The sequence below is a fragment of the Streptomyces sp. NPDC048349 genome, assembly GCF_040651925.1.
Taxonomy (GTDB): domain Bacteria; phylum Actinomycetota; class Actinomycetes; order Streptomycetales; family Streptomycetaceae; genus Streptomyces.
Map to the genome: position 1 here is coordinate 16,269 of NZ_JBEZLA010000047.1, position 23,000 is coordinate 39,268.

Genomic DNA, 23,000 nt, shown 5'->3' on the forward strand with positions numbered 1-23,000 from the left:
ACCGGAAGCCTATGCGAGGCCACCGACAGACGGCCGCGCCCGGTCAGGAGGTCCAGAAGTCCCACCAGCGCGTGAGGATCAGCATTCCGATGATCCCGATGTGCAGCACGGGCAGCACCCAGGTGAACTCGTCGAGGAAGGCCTTCAGCCAGCCCGGCGCGGGCAGCAGGCCCTGGCGCACGTTGTGGGAGGTGACGTACCAGAACATCAGGATGGTGGCGACCCAGGCCAGGCAGCACCACAGGCAGAGCGAGTTGATGGTGTAGAGCGACTGGTAGGTCAGCCAGGCGCAGAACACGACGCCGAAGAGCGTGCCGGCGTTGAAGGTCAGCCAGTACCAGCGGCGGAAGCGGGCCCCGGCGAGCAGGCTCATGCCCACACAGATCACGATGCCGTAGGCGACCAGTCCGAGCATGGGGTTCGGGAAGCCGAAGACGGCGGCCTGGTCGCTCTTCATGATGTTGCCGCAGGAGACGACCGGGTTCAGGCTGCAGCCGGGGGTGAAGTTCGGGTCCTCGAGCAGCTTGAACTTGTCGATCGTGATCACCCAGGCGGCGAGGAGGCCCGCGGCCCCCGTGATCACCAGCAGCAGGGCCAGCGCCCGGCTGCCCCCGACGGTGTTCCCCGGGGCGGATTGCGCGTCCGTAGCTCGTGTCGTCATACCGCCCGCTCCACATCTGCAAGGTCAACAAGCACCGGCCATTGTGCCGTACGCCGCTGTGAACGGACGGGGCCGGGGAAACATCCCCGGTCCCGTCCGTTCGTCCGCCGCCCCCGCCGTCAGGCGAGGCGCGCCCGGACCGTGTCGACGAGCTCGGCGACGGGCACGGCGGCCTGGTCACCGGACTCCATGTCCTTCAGCTGGACGACACCGTCGGCGAGGTCGCGGTCGCCCGCGACGACCGCGAAGCGCGCGCCGCTGCGGTTCGCGTCCTTCATCGCGCCCTTGAGGCCCTTGCCGCCGTAGGACATGTCGGCCGCGATGCCCGCCTTGCGCAGCTGGGTGACCAGCCCGAACAGGGTCGGCTTGGCCTCGCCCAGCGCCACGGCGAACACCGACGTCGCCGCCGGGATGTCCAGCTCGACGCCCTCGGCCTCGAGCGCCAGGACCGTGCGGTCGACGCCCAGGGCCCAGCCCACGGACGGCAGCGCCGGGCCGCCGATCATCTCGGACAGGCCGTCGTAGCGGCCGCCGCCGCCCACCGCGGACTGGGAGCCCAGGCCGTCGTGGACGAATTCGAAGGTGGTCCGCGTGTAGTAGTCGAGGCCGCGCACCAGCTTCTCGTCGTCCTCGAAGGCGACCCCGGCAGCCGTGATCAGCGCCCGGACCTCCTCGTGGTACGCCTTGCACGCGTCGCACAGGTAGTCGCGCAGCATCGGCGCGCCGACCAGCTGCTTCTGCACGTCGGCCCGCTTGTCGTCGAGCACCCGCAGCGGGTTGATCTCGGCCCGGCGAATGGTCTCCTCGTCCAGGTTGAGTCCGCGCAGGAAGGACTGCAGCGCCTCCCGGTACACCGGGCGGCACTCCTTGTCGCCCAGCGAGTTCAGCAGGATCCGGAAGTTGCGCAGGCCCAGCGAGCGGTACGCCTCGTCGGCCAGGATGATCAGCTCGGCGTCCAGGGCCGGGTCCTCGGCGCCGATGGCCTCGGCACCGACCTGCGAGAAGTGGCGGTAGCGGCCCTTCTGCGGCTTCTCGTAGCGGTAGTACGAGCCCGAGTACCAGAGCTTGACCGGCAGGTTGCCCTTCTTGTGCAGGCTCGCCTCCAGGGCCGCGCGCAGCACGGAGGCCGTGCCCTCGGGGCGCAGGGCGAGCTGGTCACCGCCCTTGGTCTCGAAGGCGTACATCTCCTTGGAGACGATGTCGGTGGACTCGCCGACGCCGCGGGCGAACAGGCCGACGTCCTCGAAGCCGGGGGTCTCGATGTACCCGTAGCCGGAGTTGCGCAGCGGGGCGGAGATGGCCTCGCGCACCGCCAGGTACTTCACGGAGACCGGCGGGATCAGGTCGTACGTGCCCTTGGGGGCCTGAAAAGTAGCCACGAAGCTCTCGTCACATTCCTCGTCGTGGAGCGGCGGTCGGGTCCGCTCGCAGGCCGGCGGCGACTTCCCGCAGGTACGGGTTGGTCGCGCGCTCACGGCCGATGGTGGTCTGGGGACCGTGGCCGGACAGCACCACGGTCGAGTCGTCGAGCGGCAGGCACACGCGGCCCAGCGACTCGAGCATCTCGGCGTGGGAGCCACCGGGCAGGTCGGTGCGTCCGATGGAGCCGGCGAAGAGCAGGTCGCCGGAGAAGAACACGGACGGGATGTCCGAGGCCTCCGGCATCCGGAAGGTCACCGACCCCTTGGTATGCCCCGGCGCGTGCGCCACGGAGAAGTCCATTCCGGCCAGCTTCAGGGCGGCGCCGTCGGTCAGCTCGCGGACGTCGTCCGGCTCGCCCACGGTCAGCTCGCCCATGAGCGGCATCCCGATCGAGCGGCCGAGGGCCTTCTCCGGGTCGCTCATCATGTAGCGGTCCTCGGGGTGGATCCAGGCCGGTACGTCGTGTGCTCCGCACACCGGGACGACCGAGGCCACATGATCGATGTGGCCATGGGTCAGCACGACCGCGACGGGCTTGAGCCGATGCTTCTTCAGCGTCTCCTCGACACCCTGGACGGCCTGGTGGCCCGGGTCGATGATGACGCACTCCTCACCGGCGGCGGGGGCGACCAGGTAACAGTTGGTCCCCCAGGCCCCGGCGGGGAACCCGGCAATCAGCACGTTCGTCCTCAATCGTCGTCCGGCGGGAGGCTGCAGATCGGAATGCTGCTGCTCAGAGCCTACCGGCGCCCCTCATCACACAGCGAACCCATATACGGTACGGCCTTAACCCAGCCCGGACAGCGGTACCAGAGACGCACAAGGAGACGACCCGGTGGTCACGAGCGATCAGCGGCGGCGACAGCTCGCCAGGGAGAAGTACGAGCGCCAGCAGAAGCGCCGGGCCGAGGCCCGGCAGAAGGCGCGCCGCCGGGCGGCGGTGATCGGCGCGGCGGTGGCCGTGGTGATCGCGACGCTGGTCGGCCTCATCGTGGGCGGCGTGTTCGACAAGGACACCAAGGACCAGGCGGCCGACCCGGCCGCCACTCCCTCCGCCACGGCCTCGCCGAAGCAGTCCCCGTCGCCCGAGATGGCCATCGACCAGAAGGCCAAGTACACCTTCGCCCTGAAGACCAGCGCGGGCGACATCAACTTCACGATGGACGCGGCGAAGACCCCGCAGACCGTGAACTCCTTCAAGTCGCTCGCCGACAAGGGCTACTTCGACGACACCAAGTGCCACCGCCTGACCGCGGGCGGGATCTTCGTGCTCCAGTGCGGCGACCCGCAGGGCACGGGCACGGGCGGCCCCGGCTACACCATCCCGGACGAGAACCTGGACGCCCTCGGCAAGCCGAACGAGCAGGGCCAGGTCGTCTACCCGGCGGGCACGGTCGCGATGGCCAACACCGGCCGGCCCGGCTCGGGCGGCAGCCAGTTCTTCCTGGTCTACAAGGACAGCCCGCTGGCGCCCTCGTACACCCCCTTCGGCAAGATCGACGCGGCCGGCATGAAGGTCCTCGAGGAGATCGCCAAGGCGGGTACCGCCGACGGCGGCCAGGACGGGGCCCCGAAGAACGACGTGAAGATCGAGAAGGGCACCGTCACCCAGAACTGACCGCAAGCCGCTGCCCCGGGCCCGGCCGCCCGCTTACCGCCCGTACGTCGATATTCCGTCGTGCGGGATGCGGACAGCCGGCCCGGCGGTCGCCTATGTTGGCGTTGTGCAGGGCGGGCGCGGCCCGCCCCAGGAAACTGTGGACGATGCCCAGGGGGTGAACCCCTCGCAAGGCATCAGGTGGAGGAGGCGCTGTGAGCAGCGACCCGTGGGGCCGAGTCGACGAGACGGGCACCGTGTACGTGCGTACTGCCGATGGCGAGAAGATCGTCGGTTCGTGGCAGGCGGGCACCCCTGAGGAGGCCCTGGCCTATTTCGAGCGCAAGTACGAGGGCCTGGTGGTGGAGATCGGCCTCCTCGAAAAGCGGGTGCGGACCACCGATCTGTCCGCCAAGGACGCGCAGACGGCGATCGACCACTTGCGCACGCAGGTCGACGAGCACCATGCCGTGGGTGACCTCGACGCGCTGCGCGTACGGCTGGACAAGCTGGTCGCGACCGTCGAGTCGCGGCGCGAGGAGCGCAAGGCCCAGAAGGCCAAGCAGACGGACGAGGCCCGCGCGGCCAAGGACGCGCTGGTCGTCGAGGCCGAGGAGCTGGCGCAGAGCGACCAGTGGCGCAGCGCGGGCGAGCGGCTGCGCGCCCTGGTGGACATCTGGAAGGGCCTGCCGCGGCTGGACCGCAAGTCGGACGACGAGCTGTGGCACCGCTTCTCGCACGCCCGCTCCGCGTTCTCCAAGCGCCGCAAGGCGCACTTCGCCTCGCTGGACGCGCAGCGCGAGGACGCCCGCAAGGTCAAGGAGAAGCTGGTCGCCGAGGCCGAGGCGCTGTCGAAGTCGACCGACTGGGGCCCCACGGCCGCCCGCTACCGCGAGCTGATGGCGGACTGGAAGGCGGCGGGCCGGGCGCAGCGCGAGGCCGAGGACGACCTGTGGAACCGTTTCCGCGGCGCGCAGGACGTCTTCTTCGCGGCGCGCAGCGAGGTGTTCGCCGAGCGGGACGCCGAGCAGACCGAGAACCTGAAGCTGAAGGAAGAGCTGGCCGACGAGGCCGAGAAGCTCGTCCCGGTCACCGACCTGAAGGCGGCCCGTGCCGCGTTCCGCTCCCTCAACGAGCGCTGGGAGGCCATCGGCCACGTGCCGCGGGACGCCCGGCCGAAGGTCGAGGGCCGGATGCACGCGGTCGAGCGGGCCATCCAGGAGGCCGAGGAGGGCGAGTGGCGTCGTACGAACCCGGAGGCGCGGGCGCGTGCGGCGGGTCTGACGGGCCAGCTCCAGGCGGCCGTCGACAAGCTGCGTGAGCAGATCGACGCGGCCCGTGCGGCGGGCAACAACGCGAAGGCCGACAAGCTCTCGCGCGAGCTGGAGGGCCGCCAGGCCCTGCTCGACCAGGCGCTGAAGGGCCTGGAGGAGTTCGGCGGCTGACAGCCCGGCTCCCCCGGACGCAGGAGGGCCCCGGTACGCAGATCCGTACCGGGGCCCTCCTGCGCGTGCGCGGCTACGGCCTGCGGGCCGAGGTCACGCGGTAGACGTCGTACACGCCCTCCACGCCCCGCACGGCCTTCAGGACGTGGCCCAGGTGCTTGGGGTCGCCCATCTCGAAGGTGAAGCGGGAGGTGGCCACACGGTCGCGGGAGGTCTGGACGGCGGCCGAGAGGATGTTCACGTGCTGGTCCGACAGGACGCGGGTGACGTCCGACAGCAGGCGGGACCGGTCCAGGGCCTCGACCTGGATGGCGACGAGGAAGACCGAGGACTGGGTGGGCGCCCATTCGACTTCGAGCATCCGCTCGGGCTGCTGCGAGAGCGAGTCGACGTTGACGCAGTCCGCGCGGTGAACCGATACGCCGCTGCCGCGGGTGACGAACCCGATGATCGGGTCGCCCGGCACCGGGGTGCAGCAGCGGGCCAGCTTGACCCACACGTCGTCGACGCCCTTGACCACGACACCCGGGTCGGCGTTGCTGCGCCGCTTGTTGCGGGCGCGCGCCGGCGGGATCGACTCCTCGATGTCCTCGTTGGCGGCTTCCTCGCCCCCGAGGGCCTGCACCAGTTTCTGTACGACGCCCTGGGCGGCGACGTGGCCCTCGCCGATGGCCGCGTACAGGGAGGAGATGTCGGGGTAGCGCATCTCGTGGGCGAGGGTGACGAGGGAGTCGCCGGTGAGGATGCGCTGGATCGGCAGGTTCTGCTTGCGCATGGCCCGGGCGATGGCGTCCTTGCCGTGCTCGATGGCCTCGTCGCGGCGCTCCTTGGAGAACCAGGCGCGGATCTTGTTGCGGGCGCGCGGGGACTTGACGAAGCCGAGCCAGTCGCGGGACGGTCCGGCACCCTCGGCCTTGGAGGTGAAGACCTCGACCAGGTCGCCGTTGTCGAGGGTGGACTCCAGCGGGACGAGGCGGCCGTTGACCCGGGCCCCTATCGTCCGGTGGCCGACCTCGGTGTGGACGGCGTACGCGAAGTCCACGGGCGTGGCCCCGGCCGGCAGCGCTATGACGTCGCCCTTGGGCGTGAAGACGAAGACCTCGTTGCGCGAGAGGTCGAAGCGCAGCGAGTCGAGGAACTCGCCCGGGTCCTCGGTCTCCTTCTGCCAGTCGAGCAGCTGGCGCAGCCAGGCCATGTCGTTGACCGTGTCCTGCCCGGCGCTGCCCTTGGCGGCCTGGGGCACGTCGGTGCGTACCTTCGAGGTACCGGCGACGGTCTGCTGCTTGTACTTCCAGTGGGCGGCGATGCCGTACTCGGCACGGCGGTGCATGTCGAAGGTGCGGATCTGGAGCTCGACCGGCTTGCCGCTGGGCCCGATGACCGTCGTGTGGAGCGACTGGTACATGTTGAACTTGGGCATCGCGATGTAGTCCTTGAACCGGCCGGGGACCGGGTTCCATCGCGCGTGCACGGTGCCGAGGGCGGCGTAGCAGTCTCGGACGGTGTCGACCAGGACGCGGATGCCCACCAGGTCGTAGATCTCCGCGAAGTCACGGCCGCGGACGATCATCTTCTGGTAGACGCTGTAGTAGTGCTTGGGCCGGCCGGTGACGGTGGCCTTGATCCTGGCGGCCCTGAGGTCGACCATCACCTCGTCGGTGACGACGGCGAGGTACTCGTCCCGCTTGGGCGCCCGCTCGGCGACGAGCCGGACGATCTCGTCGTACATCTTCGGGTAGAGGATCGCGAAGGAGAGGTCCTCGAGTTCCCACTTGATCGTGTTCATGCCGAGGCGATGGGCCAGCGGCGCGTAGATCTCGAGGGTCTCGCGGGCCTTCTTCTCCTGCTTCTCCCGCTTGAGGTAGCGCATGGTGCGCATGTTGTGCAGGCGGTCGGCGAGCTTGATCACCAGGACCCGGGGGTCCTTGGCCATCGCCACGACCATCTTGCGGACGGTCTCGGCCTGGGCCGCCTCGCCGAACTTGACCCGGTCGAGCTTGGTCACGCCGTCGACGAGGAGGGCTACGGCGTCGCCGAAGTCGCGGCGCAGGTCCTCGAGGCCGTACTCGGTGTCCTCGACGGTGTCGTGGAGCAGGCCCGCCATCAGGGTGGCCGGGTCCATGCCGAGCTCGGCGAGGATGGTGGTCACCGCGAGCGGGTGGGTGATGTACGGGTCGCCGCTCTTGCGCTTCTGGCCCCGGTGCCAGCGCTCCGCGACCTGGTAGGCCTGTTCCAGCTGGCGCAGCGTCGCCGTCTCGATCTTCGGGTCGTTGCTGCGGACTATGCGGAGCAGGGGCTCCAGTACCGGGTTGTACGGGTTGGAGCGCTGGACGCCCAGCCGGGCGAGCCGGGCGCGCACCCGGTTGGAGGACCCGGCCGACTTCGCCGGCACGGGCTTGACCGGCGGGGCCGGCGGGGGCGTGGCGGCGGCCGCCGTGGCCTGCTCGGCCTGCGGGTCGGGCTGCGCGGCGGAGAGTGGCTGGACCTCGTCTGGCAAGAGCGCTCCTCTGGGGGTCCCCCCGGACGGTGTCTGGGGGGCGGATCCGGGGCCCCGGTCAGGTCCGGATAACCCATGGTAGCGAGCGTTGCGCCGCCTCGTTCCCCGAGCCCACGCCTCGGTCCTGCACCGGTCCGCACGTACGGGCGCGGCTCAGCCGCATCCGGCGCCGCCGGGGTGTGGGGCACCGCCGCGGGGAGAGCCGGCACCGCCGGCGCGTGGGGCGCGGGGGCCTTGCGGCCGGCCCCGGCGACCGGCCCGCAGCGGAAACGGAAGCGGCGGGCACCCAGGGATGTCCCGGGTGCCCGCCGCTCGGCAAGCAAGGTGGTCAGACCACGATCAGCGCGTCCAGCGGAGCCCCCGCCAGGGAACCGGCCAGCTTGGCCCGCCCCGGGAGGAACGACAGCTCCATCAGGACCGCGACGCCGGCGACCTCGGCCCCGGCGCGCCGGATGAGCGAGAGCGAGGCTTCGGCGGTGCCGCCCGTCGCCAGGACGTCGTCGATGACCATGACCCGGTCACCGGCCGCCAGATCCTCCGCGTGGACCTCGATCTCCGCGGTCCCGTACTCCAGCTCGTAGGACTGCGCCAGCGTCGCCCCCGGCAGCTTCCCGGCCTTGCGCACCGGCACGAAGCCGATGCCGGCCTGTACGGCCACCGGAGCCGCCAGGATGAACCCGCGCGCCTCCAGCCCGACGATCTTCGTCGCGCCGTACCGCCCGGCCAGCTCCACCAGCACGTCCGTCAGCGCCGCGAACGCCCGGGCGTCCGCCAGCAGCGGTGTGATGTCCTTGAACATCACGCCCGGCTTCGGGTAGTCCGCCACGTCCTTGATCCGGCTGAGCAGCAGCTCGCGGACGTCCTCGGTCAGCGGCGACGCCGTCACCGGCGCCGCCCCGGCCGGCCCTGCGCCGCGACCTGCGGCTCGTCCTCGGAGTCGTAACCCTCGTCCGCGGACTCGCCCTTCGCCGCCGCGGCCGCCCGCTTCGCGAGCACCCGCTTCTTCAGGGCCTTCATCGCCGGCTCGCGCTCCTTGAGGTCCACGACCAGCGGGGTCGCGATGAAGATCGAGGAGTACGCACCGGCCGCCAGGCCGACGAACAGCGACAGCGAGATGTCGTTCAGCATGCCGGCGTCCAGCAGGCCGCCGCCGATGAACAGCAGGGCCGCCACCGGGAGCAGCGCCACGACCGTGGTGTTGATCGAGCGGACGAGCGTGCCGTTGATGCTGCGGTTGGCGATCTCGCTGTAGGTGTAGCGGGTCTGCTTGGTGATGTCCTTCGACCCCTCCTTGAGACCGTCGAAGACGACGACGGTGTCGTAGAGCGAGTAACCGAGGATCGTCAGCAGACCGATGACCGTTCCCGGGGTGACCTCGAAGCCGACCAGCGCGTAGATGCCGACGGTGATGGTGAGGTCGTGGACCAGGGCGATCAGCGCCGCGACCGCCATCCGCCACTCGAAGGCGATGGCCAGGTAGATCACCACGAGGACCATGAAGATCCCGAGGCCGGTCCAGGCCTTGTTGGCGATCTGCTCACCCCAGCTGGGGCCGACCAGGTCCGCGTTGATGTCGGCCTCGGTGACCTTGAGGTCCGTGGCGAGCTGCTTCTTCACGTCGGTCGCGGCGTCGGTGTCCAGACCGGAGATCTGGATCCGCAGGCCGCCGGTGCCGAGCTCCTGGACGATCGCGTCGTGGCCGGAGGCCTTCTCCGCGTCCTCGGTCGCCTTGGCGACGGAGACGGCCGTCTTCGGGGTGGTGAAGACGGCACCGCCCTTGAACTCGATGCCCATGTTGAGGCCCTGGATGGCCAGGGCCGCGATCGCCGTGATGGTGATCAGGATGGAAACGCCGTACCAGATGAAGCGCTTGCCGACGAAGTCGTAGCCGACCTCACCGCGGTACAGCCTGGCGCCGAGATCTCCCAGCTTCGACATCTCTCACGCCTCCTTTGCGTCGACGGGGGCGGGTGCGGAACCGGTGCGGCGGGACCGGCGCAGCGGCGGCTTGGCGCCGAGCCGCTTCGGGTCCAGCCCGGACCACGGGTGGCCGCTGGCGAAGAACTTCGTGCGCGCCAGAAGCGTCATGACCGGCTTGGTGAAGAGGAACACCACGACCACGTCGAGCAGGGTGGTCAGACCCAGCGTGAAGGCGAAGCCCTGCACCTTGCCGACGGTGACGATGAACAGCACCGCGGCCGCCAGGAACGACACGAAGTCGGAGACCAGGATGGTGCGCCGGGCACGAGGCCAGGCACGCTCGACGGCCGGACGCAGGGTGCGGCCCTCGCGGATCTCGTCCCGGATGCGTTCGAAGTACACGATGAACGAGTCGGCCGTGATGCCGATCGCCACGATCGCACCGCAGACGGCGGGCAGGTTCAGCGCGAAGCCGATGCCCTTTCCGAGCAGCGCCATGATCGTGTACGTGAGGATCGCGGAGACCAGGAGGCTGATGATGGCGACGAACGCCAGGCCCCGGTAGTACACCAGCAGGTAGATCACCACGAGCAGCAGGCCGATGGCACCGGCGATCAGGCCGGCCTTCAGCTGCTCGCCGCCGAGCGCGGCCGTGACGGTGGTGACGCTGTCCTCGCTGAAGGAGAGCGGCAGGGCGCCGTACGAGAGCATGTTGCCCAGGTCCTGCGCGGACTGCTGGGTGAAGCCGCCGGAGATCTCGGCGTTGCCGCCGGTCAGCGCCTGGCTGACGGACGGGTCGGAGATGACCTGGCCGTCGAGCACGATCGCGAACTGGTTCTGCGGGGCCTGCTTGGTGGCGAGCTCACCGGTGATCTTGGCGAACTTGTCGGCGCCCTTGTCGGTGAACTGCATCGTGACGATCCACATGCCGCGCTGCGGGTCGACGATGCCCTTGGCGTCCTTGACGTCCTGGCCGTCGACCTGCGCCGGGCCGAGGATCCACTTGCCCCAGGCGGCGCCGCGCTGGCCGCAGGCGACCATCGGGTCCGTGGGCTTGGCGCCCTTGCCGGCGGCGGCGCGCTGCTCCTCGTTGGTGCAGTCCAGCTTCGCGAAGGCCTCCTGGAGGCCGGCGGCCGCGGTCTCGTCGGCCGACGGGGGCGCGGACGGCGAGGGTGCGCCCGACGCGGGACCCGAGGGGGTCGGAGCGGCCTTGGTGTCGTCTGCCTTCTTCGACTCGCTACCCGAGGGGGTGGGAGTGGGTGCGTTCGGGGCCTTGAGGCCCTCGCTGAGCGCACGGCCCTGGGAAGTGGCGCTGGACGACGGGGTGGCCGACGGGGACTTGCCGTCCTCGGCCTTGGGAGCGCCGGAGCCGCTCGCCGAGGGGCTCGGGCTCTGGGTGCCCTCCGGGGCGGCGGGGGCGCCGTCGGCGAAGGCGAGGACCGGGCGGAAGTACAGCTGGGCGGTGGTACCGACCTGCTCGCGCGCCTGCTGCTCGTTCGTCCCCTTGGGGATGTTCACGATGATGTGGTCGCGGCCCTGTGTCTGGACCTCGGCCTCCGACACGCCGAGACCGTTGACGCGGCGCTCGATGATGCCGACCGCCGTGTTCATGTTGGTCTCGTTGATCGCGTCCGGCTTGCCCGGCTCGCTCTTGGCCTTGAGCGTGATGCTCGTGCCGCCGGCGAGGTCGATGCCCAGCCGGGGAGTCGTCTGCTTGGAGAGGAACATCCCCGCGGTGAGCGCCACCATCGCGATCAGGATGATCGCCAGGGCGCGCCCCGGCCTCCCCTGAGCCCCCGTGGGCCGCCGGCCCTTCTTCGGTGCTGCCACCTTGTCGTTTCTCCCTGTCCAACCGCCCCGCGCCGGGTCAGCGCGCGGACGGCCACGAAAATGTGTGGTGGGGACCCCTGCCCCCCGCAGAAGTGGATGGCTGCCCGGGACCGCGACGGCCGCCGATCAGGCGGCCCCGCGGTCCCCGGCCCGCGCGCTACTTCGCGCCGGGCTCGCCGTCCGCCTTGCCGTCCTTGGGCTCGTCGTCCTTCGGCTCGTCCTTCTTGCCGAGGTCGAGCTTGGGGGTCTCGTCCGCGTCCTTCCCGGTGAGGGAAGAGGCGTCGTCGGGGACGACCGGCGTGTCGATGGTCAGATCATCGGTGGTGCCGTGGACGATGCGGTTGTATTCCGCGTCCTCGAGGACGGCGCCGATGGCGTTCTTCGCGTAGATCGCGTGGACGCCGGGAGCCACCTCGAGGGTGACGGTGTCGTCGCCGATCTCCTTCACCGTGGCGTACATGCCGCCGATGGTGCGGACCCCGGTGCCGGGCGTCATCTGGTCGCGCATCTGCGCGGCCGCCTGCTGCTTCTTCTTCGCGGATCGGGTCATCAGGAACATCGCCCCGATGAGCACGATGAACGGGAGGAGTGTCACGAGATTCACGGGACGGAGATCCTTCGCACGACCGCACGCGGACGGCGGCCTTTTCTACGGGGGTGGGCATGCCGACCCGAAAGGTCGGCATCGGCGGAGTCTAGGCGAGTCCGCACCGATGGAACAACGCCCAGCATGGCACCGCAGTTCCTGAGGGTGCGAACCTCCGCGCCGTCAGGCCCCGAACAAGCCCTGTTGTCCGCTTGATCCGCTCCCGTGCTGCTGCGGCGGCACGAGTCCCAGGTGGGACCAGGCGGCGGGCGTCGCGACCCGCCCCCTGGGGGTGCGCGCGAGCAGGCCCTCGCGGACCAGGAAGGGCTCGGCGACCTCCTCCACGGTCTCCCGCTCCTCGCCGACGGCGACGGCGAGGGTGGACAGGCCCACCGGCCCGCCGCCGAAGAGCTTGAGCAGGGCCTCCAGGACGGCCCGGTCCAGCCGGTCGAGGCCGCGCGCGTCCACCTCGTACACCTGGAGGGCGGTACCGGCGACCTCGCGGTTGATCACACCGTCGGCGCGGACCTGGGCGTAGTCGCGGACACGGCGCAGCAGGCGGTTGGCGATGCGCGGGGTCCCGCGGGAACGGCCGGCGATCTCGGCGGCGCCGGCAGCGTCGATCTCGACGTCGAGGAGGCGGGCGGAGCGGTGGATGACGCGCTCCAGCTCCTCGGGGGCGTAGAACTCCATGTGCCCGGTGAATCCGAAGCGGTCGCGCAGCGGGGGCGGCAGCAGGCCGGCCCGGGTGGTCGCCCCGACCAGGGTGAACGGGGGCAGCTCCAGCGGGATCGCGGTGGCCCCCGGCCCCTTGCCGACGATCACGTCGACGCGGAAGTCCTCCATGGCCATGTAGAGCATCTCCTCGGCGGGCCGGGACATGCGGTGGATCTCGTCGAGGAAGAGGACCTCGCCCTCCTGGAGGGAGGAGAGGATGGCGGCGAGGTCTCCGGCGTGCTGGATGGCGGGACCGGAGGTGATGCGGATGGGCGCGCCCATCTCGGCCGCGATGATCATCGAGAGGGTGGTCTTGCCGAGGCCGGGTGCGCCGGAGAGCAGGACGTGGTCGGCCGTGGCGCCGCGCTGCTTGGCCGCCTTGAGGACGAGGTCCAGCTGCTGGCGGACCTTCTCCTGGCCGACGAACTCCTCGAGGTCCTTGGGACGCAGCGCCGCCTCGACGGCGGTGTCTTCCCCGTCGGCGGCCGGCGCGACAATGCGCTCGCTCTCGTCGTCCCAGTTCACGGTGTCAGTCTGCCTTCTCGGTTCGTACGGTGGTGTGTCGTGCGGGGCCCGCCTGCTGGGGCTCCGCCCCAGGAGACGGCCGGCACCGTCAGCGGGCTCGGTTCAGGGACTGGAGGGCGGCTCGCAGGAGCTGGGGAACGGGGGCCGAACCGCCGGAGGCGATGGCCGCCTCGGCCTGCGGGGTCACCGCGGAGACGGCCTCCTCGGCCTCCCGGGAGGCGTAGCCCAGGCCGATCAGGGCCGCGGCCAGCTGTTCCGTCCAGGGAGCCGGCCCCGTCGCGGCGGCCCGCTGCGCTCCCACCAGCCCGCTCGAACCGAGCGGAGCGCCCAGCTTGCCCTTCAGCTCCAGCAGCAGCTTCTGGGCGCCCTTCTTGCCGATCCCCGGCACCGCCGTCAGGGCCTTCTCGTCACCCGTCGACACGGCCGTCCGCAGTGCGTCCGGGCTGTGCACCCCGAGCATCGCCTGCGCCAGCCTCGGCCCCACCCCGCTCGCGGTCTGGAGCAGTTCGAAGACCTGCCGCTCGTCGTCGTCGGCGAAGCCGTACAAGGTGAGCGAGTCCTCCCGTACGACCAGCGAGGTGGCCAGCCGGGCCTGTTCGCCCGTCCGCAGGCCGGCGATGGTGTTCGGGGTGCACTGCACGGCCATGCCCACTCCCCCGACCTCGATCACGGCCAGGGTGGGGGCGAGCGCGGCGACGGCGCCGCTGACGAAGGCGATCATCGGGTACGGCCTTTCGAGCCAGAAGCGTGCAGGGCGACCGCCTGCTGGAGGCGGTTGTGGGCGGGGGCCCGCCAGATGTGGCAGATGGCCAGGGCGAGGGCGTCGGCGGCGTCGGCCGGCTTCGGCGGTGCGTCCAGCCTGAGCAGCCGGGTCACCATCGCCCCGACCTGCGCCTTGTCGGCCCGGCCGCTGCCGGTGACGGCGGCCTTGACCTCGCTCGGCGTGTGCAGGGCGACCGGTATCCCGCGCCGGGCCGCGCACAGCATGGCGACGGCGCTCGCCTGGGCGGTGCCCATCACGGTGCTGACGTTGTGCTGGCTGAACACCCGTTCCACGGCGACGACTTCGGGCCGGTGGTTGTCGAGCCATTCCTCGACGCCCTGCTCGATGGCGACGAGCCGGTCCCCCAACTCGGCGTCCACGGGCGTCCGTACGACCCCCACCCCGCGCATGGTCAGGGGGCGGCCGGCGACACCCTCGACGACGCCGATACCGCATCGCGTCAGGCCCGGGTCCACACCCAGTACGCGCACCTGCCCCCCCATCCTCGATCACATGTCCGTGTTCGTGCAGGGTATCGGGACCCACTGACAATGTGGCCAAAGCGAAGGGCCGACAGGGTGTGTCCTGTCGGCCCTTCGTCGCGTTCGCCGCCCGGATCAGGCGTCGACCTTCTCCATGACCTCGTCCGAGACGTCGAAGTTGGCGAAGACGTTCTGCACGTCGTCGCTGTCCTCGAGGGCGTCGATCAGCTTGAAGATCTTGCGCGCGCCCTCTTCGTCCAGCTCGACCTGCATCGAGGGGACGAAGCTGGCCTCGGCCGAGTCGTAGTCGATGCCCGCCTCCTGGAGCGCGGTACGGACCGCGACCAGGTCGGTGGCCTCGCTGATGACCTCGAAGGACTCACCGATGTCGTTGACCTCTTCGGCACCGGCCTCGAGCACCGACTCCAGGACGTCGTCCTCGGTCAGTTCACCCTTGGGGAGCACGACGACGCCCTTGCGGTTGAACAGGTACGAGACGGAGCCCGGGTCGGCCATCGAGCCGCCGTTGCGGGTCATGGCGACCCGCACGTCGGACGCGGCGCGGTTGCGGTTGTCGGTGAGGCACTCGATGAGCACGGCGACACCGTTGGGACCGTAGCCCTCGTACATGATCGTCTCGTAGTCGGCGCCGCCGGCCTCGAGACCGCCGCCGCGCTTGACCGCGGAGTCGATGTTCTTGTTCGGGACCGAGCTCTTCTTGGCCTTCTGGATGGCGTCGAAGAGAGTCGGGTTGCCGTCGATGTCGGCACCGCCCATACGGGCCGCGACCTCGATGTTCTTGATCAGCTTCGCGAAGAGCTTGCCGCGCTTGGCATCGATCACGGCCTTCTTGTGCTTCGTCGTAGCCCATTTAGAGTGGCCGGACATCCGCCTGTCTCCTTCGCGTAACCAACAGTGTTCGTCACCGATCCTACCGGGACCTGATTACAGCCCCGCGCGCACCATGTCGACGAAGTACGCGTGGACTCGGTCGTCGCCGGTCAGTTCGGGGTGGAACGACGTCGCGAGGACGTTGCCCTGGCGCACGGCGACCGTGTGGCCGTCGTAGGTGGCGAGCACTTCGGCGCCGCCGCCGACGGACTCGACCCACGGGGCGCGGATGAAGACCCCCTGGACCGGGCCGCCGTCGACGCCCGCGAAGTCGATCTCCGCCTCGAAGGACTCGTTCTGGCGGCCGAAGGCGTTGCGGCGCACGATCATGTCGATGCCGCCCAGGGTCTCCTGGTCCTCACGGCCGTCCAGCAGCTTGTCGGCGAGCATGATCATGCCGGCGCAGGTGCCGTACACGGGCATGCCGGCGGCCACGCGCTCGCGCAGCGGCCCGAGCATGCCGAACAGCACGGCGAGCTTGGACATGGTCGTGGACTCGCCGCCGGGGATCACCAGGGCGTCGACCTCGGCGAGCTCCTCGGGACGCCGGACCGGCCTGGCCACGGCGTCCGCCGCGGCCAGGGCGATCAGGTGCTCCCGTACGTCGCCCTGGAGGGCCAGGACACCGATCACGGGGGGGTTGCTCATGCTGGTTACCAGCCCCGGTTGGCGTAGCGCTCGGCCTCGGGGAGGGTGTCGCAGTTGATGCCGACCATGGCCTCGCCCAGGTTGCGGGACGCGTCCGCGATGATCTTCGGGTCGTCGTAGAAGGTGGTGGCCTTCACGATGGCGGCGGCGCGCTTGGCCGGGTCGCCCGACTTGAAGATGCCGGAGCCGACGAAGACGCCCTCGGCGCCGAGCTGGCGCATCAGGGCGGCGTCGGCCGGGGTGGCGACGCCACCGGCGGAGAACAGGACGACGGGGAGCTTGCCGAGCTCGGCAACTTCCTTGACGAGCTCGTACGGGGCGCGCAGCTCCTTGGCGGCGGCGAACAGCTCGTTGTTGTCGTAGCCGCGCAGGCGGGCGATCTCGTTCTTGATCTGGCGCAGGTGGCGGACGGCCTCGACGACGTTGCCGGTGCCGGCCTCACCCTTCGAGCGGATCATGGCCGCGCCCTCGGCGATGCGGCGCAGGGCCTCGCCGAGGTTGGTGGCCCCACAGACGAAGGGGGTGGTGAAGGCCCACTTGTCGGAGTGGTTGACCTCGTCGGCCGGGGTCAGGACCTCGGACTCGTCGATGTAGTCGACGCCGAGGGACTGCAGGACCTGGGCCTCGACGAAGTGGCCGATGCGGGACTTGGCCATGACGGGGATCGAGACGGCCTCGATGATCTCTTCGATCATGTTCGGGTCCGACATGCGCGCGACGCCGCCGTCCTTGCGGATGTCGGCGGGGACCCGCTCGAGGGCCATGACGGCCACGGCGCCGGCGTCCTCGGCGATCTTCGCCTGCTCGGCGTTGACCACGTCCATGATCACGCCGCCCTTGAGCTGCTCGGCCATGCCGCGCTTGACGCGCGAGGTGCCGATGGCCGACTCAGCGGACTGGGGGGAGGTGGGAAGCGTGCTCACGGATTGACCTCACTCGAAAGGAAGACGGGTGCTACTGGTACTACTCGGCCGAGGAAACCGCACGGACCAGTCCACTACAAGGGCCAATGTGGAGCTAGTGGCCCCTTCAATTATCCCCGGCGGCCCTAGACCGGCCTCTCCGCGAGATCCGCCGGGGGCTCGTCGTCCATTTCGAAGGCGAGCGGGAAGGGCGCGTGTCCGGCCAGCCGGAACCAGCGCACCTTGCGGTGCCGGCGCAGGGCCCGTGCGGCCCGGACGGCGTCGTTGTGGAACCGGCGCGCCATGGGCACCCGCCGCACGGCCGCGGCCAGCTCCTCGGCGGCCTCCGCCCCACCCGGCGCCGCCTTCAGCACCTCGACCTGGTCGGCGTCGGCGAACACGGCGCGCAGTGCCTGGCTGAGCTCGCTCTCGGCGACCTCCCGGTGCTCCTCCTCGGCCTGCCGCGCCGCGTGCGCGGCCTCGTACAGCACGAGGGAGGAGGCGGGGTCGAGCACTCCGGAGGTGGCCACCTCCACCACCACGGAGGCCCGCCGCACGAGCTGCGCGTCCAGCGCGGCCCGTGCGGCGTCCATCCGCGAGTGCAGCCGGTCCAGCCGGCCGGCGGTCCAGCTGAGGTAGACCCCGATGACACCGAGCGCCAGGGCAATCCAGACAAGGGTTTCGATCACGGGCGGCGACACTACCCTTCCTGGCGGGCCGCCTGCTCGGTCGGCCTCCCGAGCGGCGGCTCTGCGCGCGGGCCCCCGGCGGCGGGCCCGCCCGGCCGGTCACCGCTCGGTGCGGCCGGCCGGGGGCCGGGGGTCAGGCGGAGGGGTCGCGTGAGAAGCCCAGCCGGGTGCGGAGCGGGACGCGTTCGTCCGTGGCGACCGCCGTCGCGCCGTCCGTGACCGTCTCGTAGACCGCCAGGATGTCCGCGCCGACCGTGGACCAGTCGAAGCGGCGCACGTGCGCGGAACCGCGGGCGCTGAGTTCCGCGCGCCGGGCGGGGTCGCGCAGCAGGGCGATCGCCCCGTCCGCGAGGGCGTCGGCGTTCTCGTTGGCGAAGAGGTCGCCGGCTCCGCCCTGGTCCAGGACCTGCGCGAAGGCGTCCAGGTCGGACGCCAGGACCGCCGCGCCCGCCGAGAGGGCCTCGACCAGGATGATGCCGAAGCTCTCGCCGCCGGTGTTCGGGGCCACGTACACGTCGACGCTGCGCAGCAGCCGCGCCTTGTCCTCGTCGGAGACCATGCCGAGGAACTCGACCCGGGAGCGGAGCTCGGCCGGCAGGGAGGCCACCGCCTCCTCCTCGTCACCGCGGCCCGCGACGAGCAGCCGTACGTCCGGGCAGGCCGCCACGATCTTCGGGAAGGCCGCCATCAGCACCGGCAGGCCCTTGCGCGGCTCGTCGATGCGGCCGATGAAGCCCAGCGTCTGGCCGGACCAGGAGGGCTGCGGTTCCGCTGCCGCAAAGAAGTCCACGTCGACCCCGTTCGGGATCACGACGGCGTCCCCGCCCAGGTGCTCGACCAGCGTGCGCCGGGCGTACTCGCTCACCGCGATCCGGGCGCTGATCTTCTCCAGGGCCGGCTGGAGGATCGGGTAGGCCGCGATCATCGCCCGCGAGCGCGGGTTCGACGTGTGGAAGGTCGCCACGATCGGGCCCTGGGCCGCCCAGCAGGACAGCAGTCCCAGCGAGGGGGAGGCCGGCTCGTGGATGTGGATCACGTCGAAGGTGCCGTCGTGCAGCCAGCGCCGGACCCGCGCGGCGGAGAGGAAGCCGAAGTTGAGGCGGGCGACGGAGCCGTTGTAGGGCACCGGGACGGCCCGCCCCGCCGAGACCACGTACGGCGGCAGCGGGGTCTCGTCGTCCGCCGGGGCCAGGACCGAGACGTCGTGGCCGAGGCGGATCAGGTGATCGGCCAGGTCCCGGATGTGGAACTGGACGCCGCCCGGCACGTCCCACGAGTACGGGCACACGATGCCGATCTTCACTACGGGCGCTCCCCCTGGTCGGTCAGGTCGTCCAGCCACAGCCGCTGCAGCATGTGCCAGTCCTCCGGGTGCTCGGCGATGCCCTGCGCGAAGGCGTCCGCCAGGGCCTGGGTCATGGCGGCGGTCTTCTCGGTCCGGGTCCCGGTGGCGGGTACGTCCACCGCGGGGTGGATCCGCCCGTACATCTTCGGTGACTCCCCGTAGTACAGGGTCACCGGGAGCAGCACCGCCCCCGTCTGCTGCGCCAGCAGCGCCGGCCCGGCCGGCATGCGTGCCGCCGCGCCGAAGAAGTCCACTTCGACGCCGGAGGCCGACAGGTCGCGGTCCGCGACCAGGCAGACCAGGCCGCCGGAGCGCAGCCGGCGCGCGAGGGCCCCGAAGGCGGCGCCGCCGCTGTGCGGCAGCACCTCCATGCCCAGGCTCTCGCGGTAGGCCACGAAGCGGTCGTAGAGGCTCTCGGGCTTGAGCCGCTCGGCGACCGTGGTGAAGGGCACGCCCACGTGCCCGGTGACCCAGGCCCCGGCGAGGTCCCAGTTGGCCAGGTGCGGCAGGGCGGCGACGACCCCGCGCCCCGAGGCGATGGCCTCGCGCAGGATGTGCTCGTCCTCGAGCCGCACGTCCTCGGCGAACCTCCGGGCGTCCATGGCCGGCAGCCGGAAGGATTCCATCCAGTAGCGCATGTACGAGCGCATGCCCGCCTGCGACAGCTCGCGCAGCCGCTCCGGCGTCGCGTCCGGTACGACGCGGGCCAGGTTCGACTCCAGCCGCAGCACGCTCTTGCCGCGCCGCTTCCACGCCACGTCCGCGATCTTGCGTCCGAGGGCCACCGCGGCCGGCTCGGGGAGCTTCTTCACGCCCGCCCAGCCCAGTCCGTACAGCCCGTCGACCAGCTTGTCCTGCACCGCCCCCATCAGGCCGCGCCGCCCTCGGCGGCGGCCGCCGCGGCGTCCGCCTCGGCCGACTCGCGGCGTACGGTGACCACCCGCTGGATCAGCGTGACGAGCGAGCCGACCGCCACGATCCACAGCGCGATCGGCAGCAGCACCCCGATCCAGGACGGCACCCCGAAGGTCTGCAGCCCGGACAGGCCGGCCGCGACCAGCGAGATCACCAGCCGCTCGGCGCGTTCGATCAGCCCGTTGACGGCGACCGGCAGGCCGATCGATTCGCCGCGCGCCTTCGTGTACGAGACCACCTGGCCGCTGGCCAGGCAGAAGATCGCCACCGCGCACAGCACGTTGTCGTTTCCGGAGCCCGCGTACCAGAGCGCGAGCCCGCCGAAGATCGCCGCGTCCGCCACCCGGTCGAGGGTGGAGTCGAGGAAGGCGCCCCACCGGCTGGAGACGCCGGCCTGGCGGGCCATGTTCCCGTCCACCAGGTCGGAGAAGACGAAGAGGGTGATGGTGATCGTGCCCCAGAAGAACTCTCCCCGGGGGAAGAAGACCAGCGCTCCCGCCACCACTCCGGCCGTGCCGATCAGGGTGACCGCGTCCGGGCTCACCCCCCGCCGGAGCAGAAAAGCGGCGAATGGCGTGAGAACACGCGTGAAGAATGCACGCGCGTACTTGTTCAGCATGGCCTTCCCGGAGGGTCGCTGGGCCGCACGGCCACCACGGCCACCGGCTGGCCCATCGTAGCCAGCACGCCGCCCCCCGCACGCCGCGCACCCACCGGTTCGCACCGCGCAGGGCGCACTTCAGGCCACGGACGGTCTCCCGCGGGCTCCGCCACGGCATCCGTACGTCCTGCGGTACGTGCCGGGGCGCGACATATGGACGCGGTGTGACACCAGTGCAAAGCTCGAAGAGCCCCCTTTCCCTCCGTGAAGGAACCCGAAGGACGCAGTCCCCTCGCAGGAACCCACCCTCCTCACCGTCACCACCGGGAGGCACGAGAATCATGGGAGCCACCTCACACCAAGCCGGAGCCGCCGGCAGGGCACTGACGGCCGACCGCCCCTCCTCCGTACGGAACGTCGTGCTGGTCGGCCACAGCGGATCCGGCAAGACCACACTGGTCGAGGCCCTCGCCCTGACCGCCGGAGCGGTCAACCGGGCCGGACGCGTCGAGGACGGCGCCACGGTCTCCGACTACGACGAGATCGAGCACCGCCGACAACGCTCCGTCCAGCTGTCCCTCGTCCCCGTCGAATGGGGCGGAATCAAGATCAACATCCTGGATACCCCCGGATACGCCGACTTCGTCGGAGAGCTCAGGGCCGGTCTGCGCGCCGCGGACGCGGCCCTTTTCGTCGTCTCGGCCTCCGACGGCATCGACGGCGCCACCCGCATGGTCTGGGACGAGTGCGAGGCCGTCGGCATGCCGCGGGCCATCGTCGTCACCCACCTGGAGGCCGCCCGCGCCGACTACGCGCAGATGGCGAACATCTGCGGCGAGATCTTCGGCGCCGACGACCCCGACGCCGTCATCCCGCTCTACCTCCCCCTGCACGGCCCGGCCGGCCCCGACGGCCACGCCCCGGTGACCGGCCTCCTCGGCCTGCTCTCCCAGCGCGTCTACGAGTACGCCTCCGGCGAGCGCACCGAACGCGATCCGGACCCCGCCGAGCTCGCCCTGATCTCCGGCGCCCGCTCCCGCCTGATCGAGGGGATCATCGCCGAGAGCGAGGACGAGAGCCTCATGGACCGCTACCTCGGCGGCGAGGACATCGACATCAAGACCCTCGTCGACGACCTGGAGCGCGCCGTGGCCCGCGGTACCTTCCACCCCGTCCTGATGGCGGCGCCCGCCGCCGAGGGTGCCAAACAGGGCCTGGGCACCGTGGAACTCCTCGAACTGATCACCGGCGGCTTCCCCACCCCCCTGGAGCGCGCCGCGGTCGCCGTCACCGCACCGGACGGCTCCCCGCGCCCCGCCGTCACCTGCGATCCCGCCGGTCCCCTCCTCGCCGAGGTCGTCAAGACCTCCTCGGACCCGTACGTCGGCCGCGTCTCCCTCGTGCGCGTCTTCTCCGGCACCCTGCTGCCCGAGGCGACCGTGCACGTGTCCGGCCACGGCCTCGCGGACCGGGGCCACGAGGACCACGACGTGGACGAGCGGATCGGCGCCCTGAGCTCCCCCTTCGGCAAACAGCAGCGCACCCTCACCCGGTGCATCGCGGGCGACCTCGCCTGCGTGGCCAAGCTGACCCGCGCCGAGACCGGCGACACGCTCTCCGCCAAGGACGACCCGCTCCTCATGGAGCCCTGGGCCATGCCCGACCCGCTGCTCCCCCTCGCGATCGAGGCCCACAGCAAGGCCGACGAGGACAAGCTCTCCCAAGGCCTGGCCCGTCTCGTCGCCGAGGACCCGACGATGCGGCTGGAGCAGAACCCGCACACCCACCAGGTCGTCCTGTGGTGCCTGGGCGAGGCGCACCAGGACGTCGCGCTGGAGCGGCTGCGCACCCGCTACGGCGTCCAGGTCGACGCCGTGCCGCACAGGGTGAGCCTGCGCGAGACCTTTGGGGCGAAGGCGGCGGGCCGCGGCCGGCACGTCAAACAGTCGGGCGGCCACGGCCAGTTCGCCATCTGCGAGATCGAGGTCGAGCCCCTGCCGCCCGGCAGCGGGATCGAGTTCGTCGACAAGGTCGTCGGCGGGGCCGTGCCGCGCCAGTTCATCCCCTCCGTGGAGAAGGGCGTGCGCACCCAGGCCGCCCGCGGGGTCGCCGCCGGATATCCCCTGGTCGACGTCCGCATCACCCTCCTCGACGGCAAGGCGCACTCGGTGGACTCCTCCGACGCCGCCTTCCAGACCGCCGGCGCCCTCGCCCTGCGCGAGGCCGCCGCCGAGGCCCGCATCCACCTCCTGGAACCCGTCGCCGAGCTCTCCGTCCTGGTCCCGGACGAGTACGTCGGCCCCGTCATGAGCGACCTCGCGGGCCGCCGCGGCCGGGTCGTCGGAACCGAACAGGCGGGGCCGGGGCGCACGCGGGTGCGCGCCGAGATCCCCGAGATCGAGATCGGCCGCTACGCCGTCGAGCTGCGCTCCGTGTCCCACGGCACCGGCCGCTTCGCCAGGAGTTACGCCCGCCACGAACCCATGCCGCCCCAGATCGCCGACAAGGTGCGTGAACAGGTGGAGAAGGGAACGTAGTTGACATGACGTCGGGAGACGCCGTCC

21 protein-coding genes are annotated in these 23,000 nt (G+C 71.1%); 3 read left to right on the forward strand and 18 right to left on the reverse strand.

Annotated elements, in window-relative coordinates; genetic code table 11:
• Nucleotides 1–43: 43 nt before the first annotated feature.
• The 3 genes from AB0D44_RS23970 to AB0D44_RS23980 form a co-directional block, all read right to left on the reverse strand.
• The gene (locus AB0D44_RS23970; protein WP_362594501.1) at nt 44–661 is read right to left on the reverse strand and encodes a vitamin K epoxide reductase family protein; all 618 of its coding nucleotides are present in this window, start codon (nt 659–661) and stop codon (nt 44–46) included.
• Nucleotides 662–780: 119 nt separating this feature from the next.
• Nucleotides 781–2,040, reverse strand: a complete 1,260-nt coding sequence (hisS, locus tag AB0D44_RS23975) for a histidine--tRNA ligase (protein WP_362594503.1) — start codon at nt 2,038–2,040, stop codon at nt 781–783.
• Nucleotides 2,041–2,050: 10 nt separating this feature from the next.
• Entirely contained in the window at nt 2,051–2,764 is a 714-nt protein-coding gene (locus AB0D44_RS23980; protein ID WP_362594505.1) for an MBL fold metallo-hydrolase, read from the reverse strand.
• Between the two features lie 154 nt (nt 2,765–2,918).
• Here AB0D44_RS23980 and AB0D44_RS23985 point away from each other — a divergent pair, with 154 nt between their 5' ends.
• Nucleotides 2,919–3,701 carry a peptidylprolyl isomerase gene (locus AB0D44_RS23985; RefSeq protein ID WP_362594507.1) on the forward strand — a complete coding sequence of 261 codons (783 nt, stop codon included), beginning with the start codon at nt 2,919–2,921 and terminating at the stop codon, nt 3,699–3,701.
• A 194-nt stretch (nt 3,702–3,895) separates the two neighbouring features.
• Complete coding sequence (locus AB0D44_RS23990; RefSeq protein WP_362594509.1) at nt 3,896–5,125, forward strand: DUF349 domain-containing protein; 1,230 nt, start codon at nt 3,896–3,898, stop codon at nt 5,123–5,125.
• Between the two features lie 73 nt (nt 5,126–5,198).
• Here AB0D44_RS23990 and AB0D44_RS23995 read toward each other — a convergent pair whose 3' ends face one another.
• From AB0D44_RS23995 to pgsA, 15 genes are all read right to left on the reverse strand, one after another.
• Entirely contained in the window at nt 5,199–7,622 is a 2,424-nt protein-coding gene (locus AB0D44_RS23995; protein WP_362594511.1) for a bifunctional (p)ppGpp synthetase/guanosine-3',5'-bis(diphosphate) 3'-pyrophosphohydrolase, read from the reverse strand.
• Nucleotides 7,623–7,950: 328 nt separating this feature from the next.
• Complete coding sequence (locus AB0D44_RS24000) at nt 7,951–8,493, reverse strand: adenine phosphoribosyltransferase (protein WP_362594584.1); 543 nt, start codon at nt 8,491–8,493, stop codon at nt 7,951–7,953.
• Nucleotides 8,494–8,504: 11 nt separating this feature from the next.
• Nucleotides 8,505–9,560, reverse strand: coding sequence for a protein translocase subunit SecF (gene secF, locus AB0D44_RS24005; RefSeq protein ID WP_362594513.1), 1,056 nt, complete (start codon nt 9,558–9,560; stop codon nt 8,505–8,507).
• Between the two features lie 3 nt (nt 9,561–9,563).
• Nucleotides 9,564–11,372 carry a protein translocase subunit SecD gene (gene secD, locus AB0D44_RS24010; protein ID WP_362594515.1) on the reverse strand — a complete coding sequence of 603 codons (1,809 nt, stop codon included), beginning with the start codon at nt 11,370–11,372 and terminating at the stop codon, nt 9,564–9,566.
• 157 nt (nt 11,373–11,529) lie between these two features.
• Nucleotides 11,530–11,976: a preprotein translocase subunit YajC gene (gene yajC / locus AB0D44_RS24015; RefSeq protein WP_362594517.1), complete on the reverse strand. Its 447-nt coding sequence runs from the start codon at nt 11,974–11,976 to the stop codon at nt 11,530–11,532.
• 165 nt (nt 11,977–12,141) lie between these two features.
• Entirely contained in the window at nt 12,142–13,200 is a 1,059-nt protein-coding gene (gene ruvB / locus AB0D44_RS24020) for a Holliday junction branch migration DNA helicase RuvB (protein WP_362594519.1), read from the reverse strand.
• An 88-nt stretch (nt 13,201–13,288) separates the two neighbouring features.
• Nucleotides 13,289–13,921 carry a Holliday junction branch migration protein RuvA gene (ruvA, locus tag AB0D44_RS24025; protein WP_362594521.1) on the reverse strand — a complete coding sequence of 211 codons (633 nt, stop codon included), beginning with the start codon at nt 13,919–13,921 and terminating at the stop codon, nt 13,289–13,291.
• Entirely contained in the window at nt 13,918–14,454 is a 537-nt protein-coding gene (gene ruvC, locus AB0D44_RS24030) for a crossover junction endodeoxyribonuclease RuvC (protein WP_362594523.1), read from the reverse strand. Before ruvC ends, ruvA begins: the two co-directional genes overlap by 4 nt.
• A 126-nt stretch (nt 14,455–14,580) precedes the next feature.
• Complete coding sequence (locus AB0D44_RS24035; protein ID WP_362594525.1) at nt 14,581–15,333, reverse strand: YebC/PmpR family DNA-binding transcriptional regulator; 753 nt, start codon at nt 15,331–15,333, stop codon at nt 14,581–14,583.
• A gap of 57 nt (nt 15,334–15,390) precedes the next feature.
• Nucleotides 15,391–15,984 carry a pyridoxal 5'-phosphate synthase glutaminase subunit PdxT gene (gene pdxT / locus AB0D44_RS24040; RefSeq protein ID WP_362594527.1) on the reverse strand — a complete coding sequence of 198 codons (594 nt, stop codon included), beginning with the start codon at nt 15,982–15,984 and terminating at the stop codon, nt 15,391–15,393.
• A 5-nt stretch (nt 15,985–15,989) separates the two neighbouring features.
• Entirely contained in the window at nt 15,990–16,907 is a 918-nt protein-coding gene (gene pdxS, locus AB0D44_RS24045; RefSeq protein ID WP_030706266.1) for a pyridoxal 5'-phosphate synthase lyase subunit PdxS, read from the reverse strand.
• 125 nt (nt 16,908–17,032) lie between these two features.
• Entirely contained in the window at nt 17,033–17,575 is a 543-nt protein-coding gene (locus AB0D44_RS24050) for a hypothetical protein (protein ID WP_362594529.1), read from the reverse strand.
• Between the two features lie 133 nt (nt 17,576–17,708).
• Nucleotides 17,709–18,878, reverse strand: a complete 1,170-nt coding sequence (locus AB0D44_RS24055; RefSeq protein ID WP_362594531.1) for a glycosyltransferase family 4 protein — start codon at nt 18,876–18,878, stop codon at nt 17,709–17,711.
• Nucleotides 18,878–19,789 (reverse strand): phosphatidylinositol mannoside acyltransferase, encoded by a 912-nt coding sequence (locus AB0D44_RS24060; protein ID WP_362594533.1) that lies wholly within the window; start codon nt 19,787–19,789, stop codon nt 18,878–18,880. The genes AB0D44_RS24055 and AB0D44_RS24060 overlap by 1 nt, the downstream gene beginning before the upstream one ends.
• The gene (gene pgsA / locus AB0D44_RS24065) at nt 19,789–20,454 is read right to left on the reverse strand and encodes a phosphatidylinositol phosphate synthase (RefSeq protein ID WP_362594535.1); all 666 of its coding nucleotides are present in this window, start codon (nt 20,452–20,454) and stop codon (nt 19,789–19,791) included. Before pgsA ends, AB0D44_RS24060 begins: the two co-directional genes overlap by 1 nt.
• Before the next feature lie 323 nt (nt 20,455–20,777).
• Between pgsA and AB0D44_RS24070 the strand changes: the two genes are divergently transcribed.
• On the forward strand, nt 20,778–22,973 hold the full coding sequence (locus AB0D44_RS24070; protein ID WP_362594537.1) for an elongation factor G-like protein EF-G2: 2,196 nt from the start codon (nt 20,778–20,780) through the stop codon (nt 22,971–22,973).
• Nucleotides 22,974–23,000 lie beyond the last annotated feature (27 nt).

Coding starts and splice junctions, on each gene's coding strand:
- AB0D44_RS24035 (WP_362594525.1), bottom strand. CDS start 15,333: ATGTCCGGCCACTCTAAATGGGCTACGACGAAGCACAAGAAGGCCGTG.
- AB0D44_RS24070 (WP_362594537.1), top strand. CDS start 20,778: ATGGGAGCCACCTCACACCAAGCCGGAGCCGCCGGCAGGGCACTGACG.
- pgsA (WP_362594535.1), bottom strand. CDS start 20,454: ATGCTGAACAAGTACGCGCGTGCATTCTTCACGCGTGTTCTCACGCCA.
- AB0D44_RS23970 (WP_362594501.1), bottom strand. CDS start 661: ATGACGACACGAGCTACGGACGCGCAATCCGCCCCGGGGAACACCGTC.
- AB0D44_RS24060 (WP_362594533.1), bottom strand. CDS start 19,789: ATGGGGGCGGTGCAGGACAAGCTGGTCGACGGGCTGTACGGACTGGGC.
- pdxT (WP_362594527.1), bottom strand. CDS start 15,984: ATGAGCAACCCCCCCGTGATCGGTGTCCTGGCCCTCCAGGGCGACGTA.
- secF (WP_362594513.1), bottom strand. CDS start 9,560: ATGTCGAAGCTGGGAGATCTCGGCGCCAGGCTGTACCGCGGTGAGGTC.
- ruvA (WP_362594521.1), bottom strand. CDS start 13,921: ATGATCGCCTTCGTCAGCGGCGCCGTCGCCGCGCTCGCCCCCACCCTG.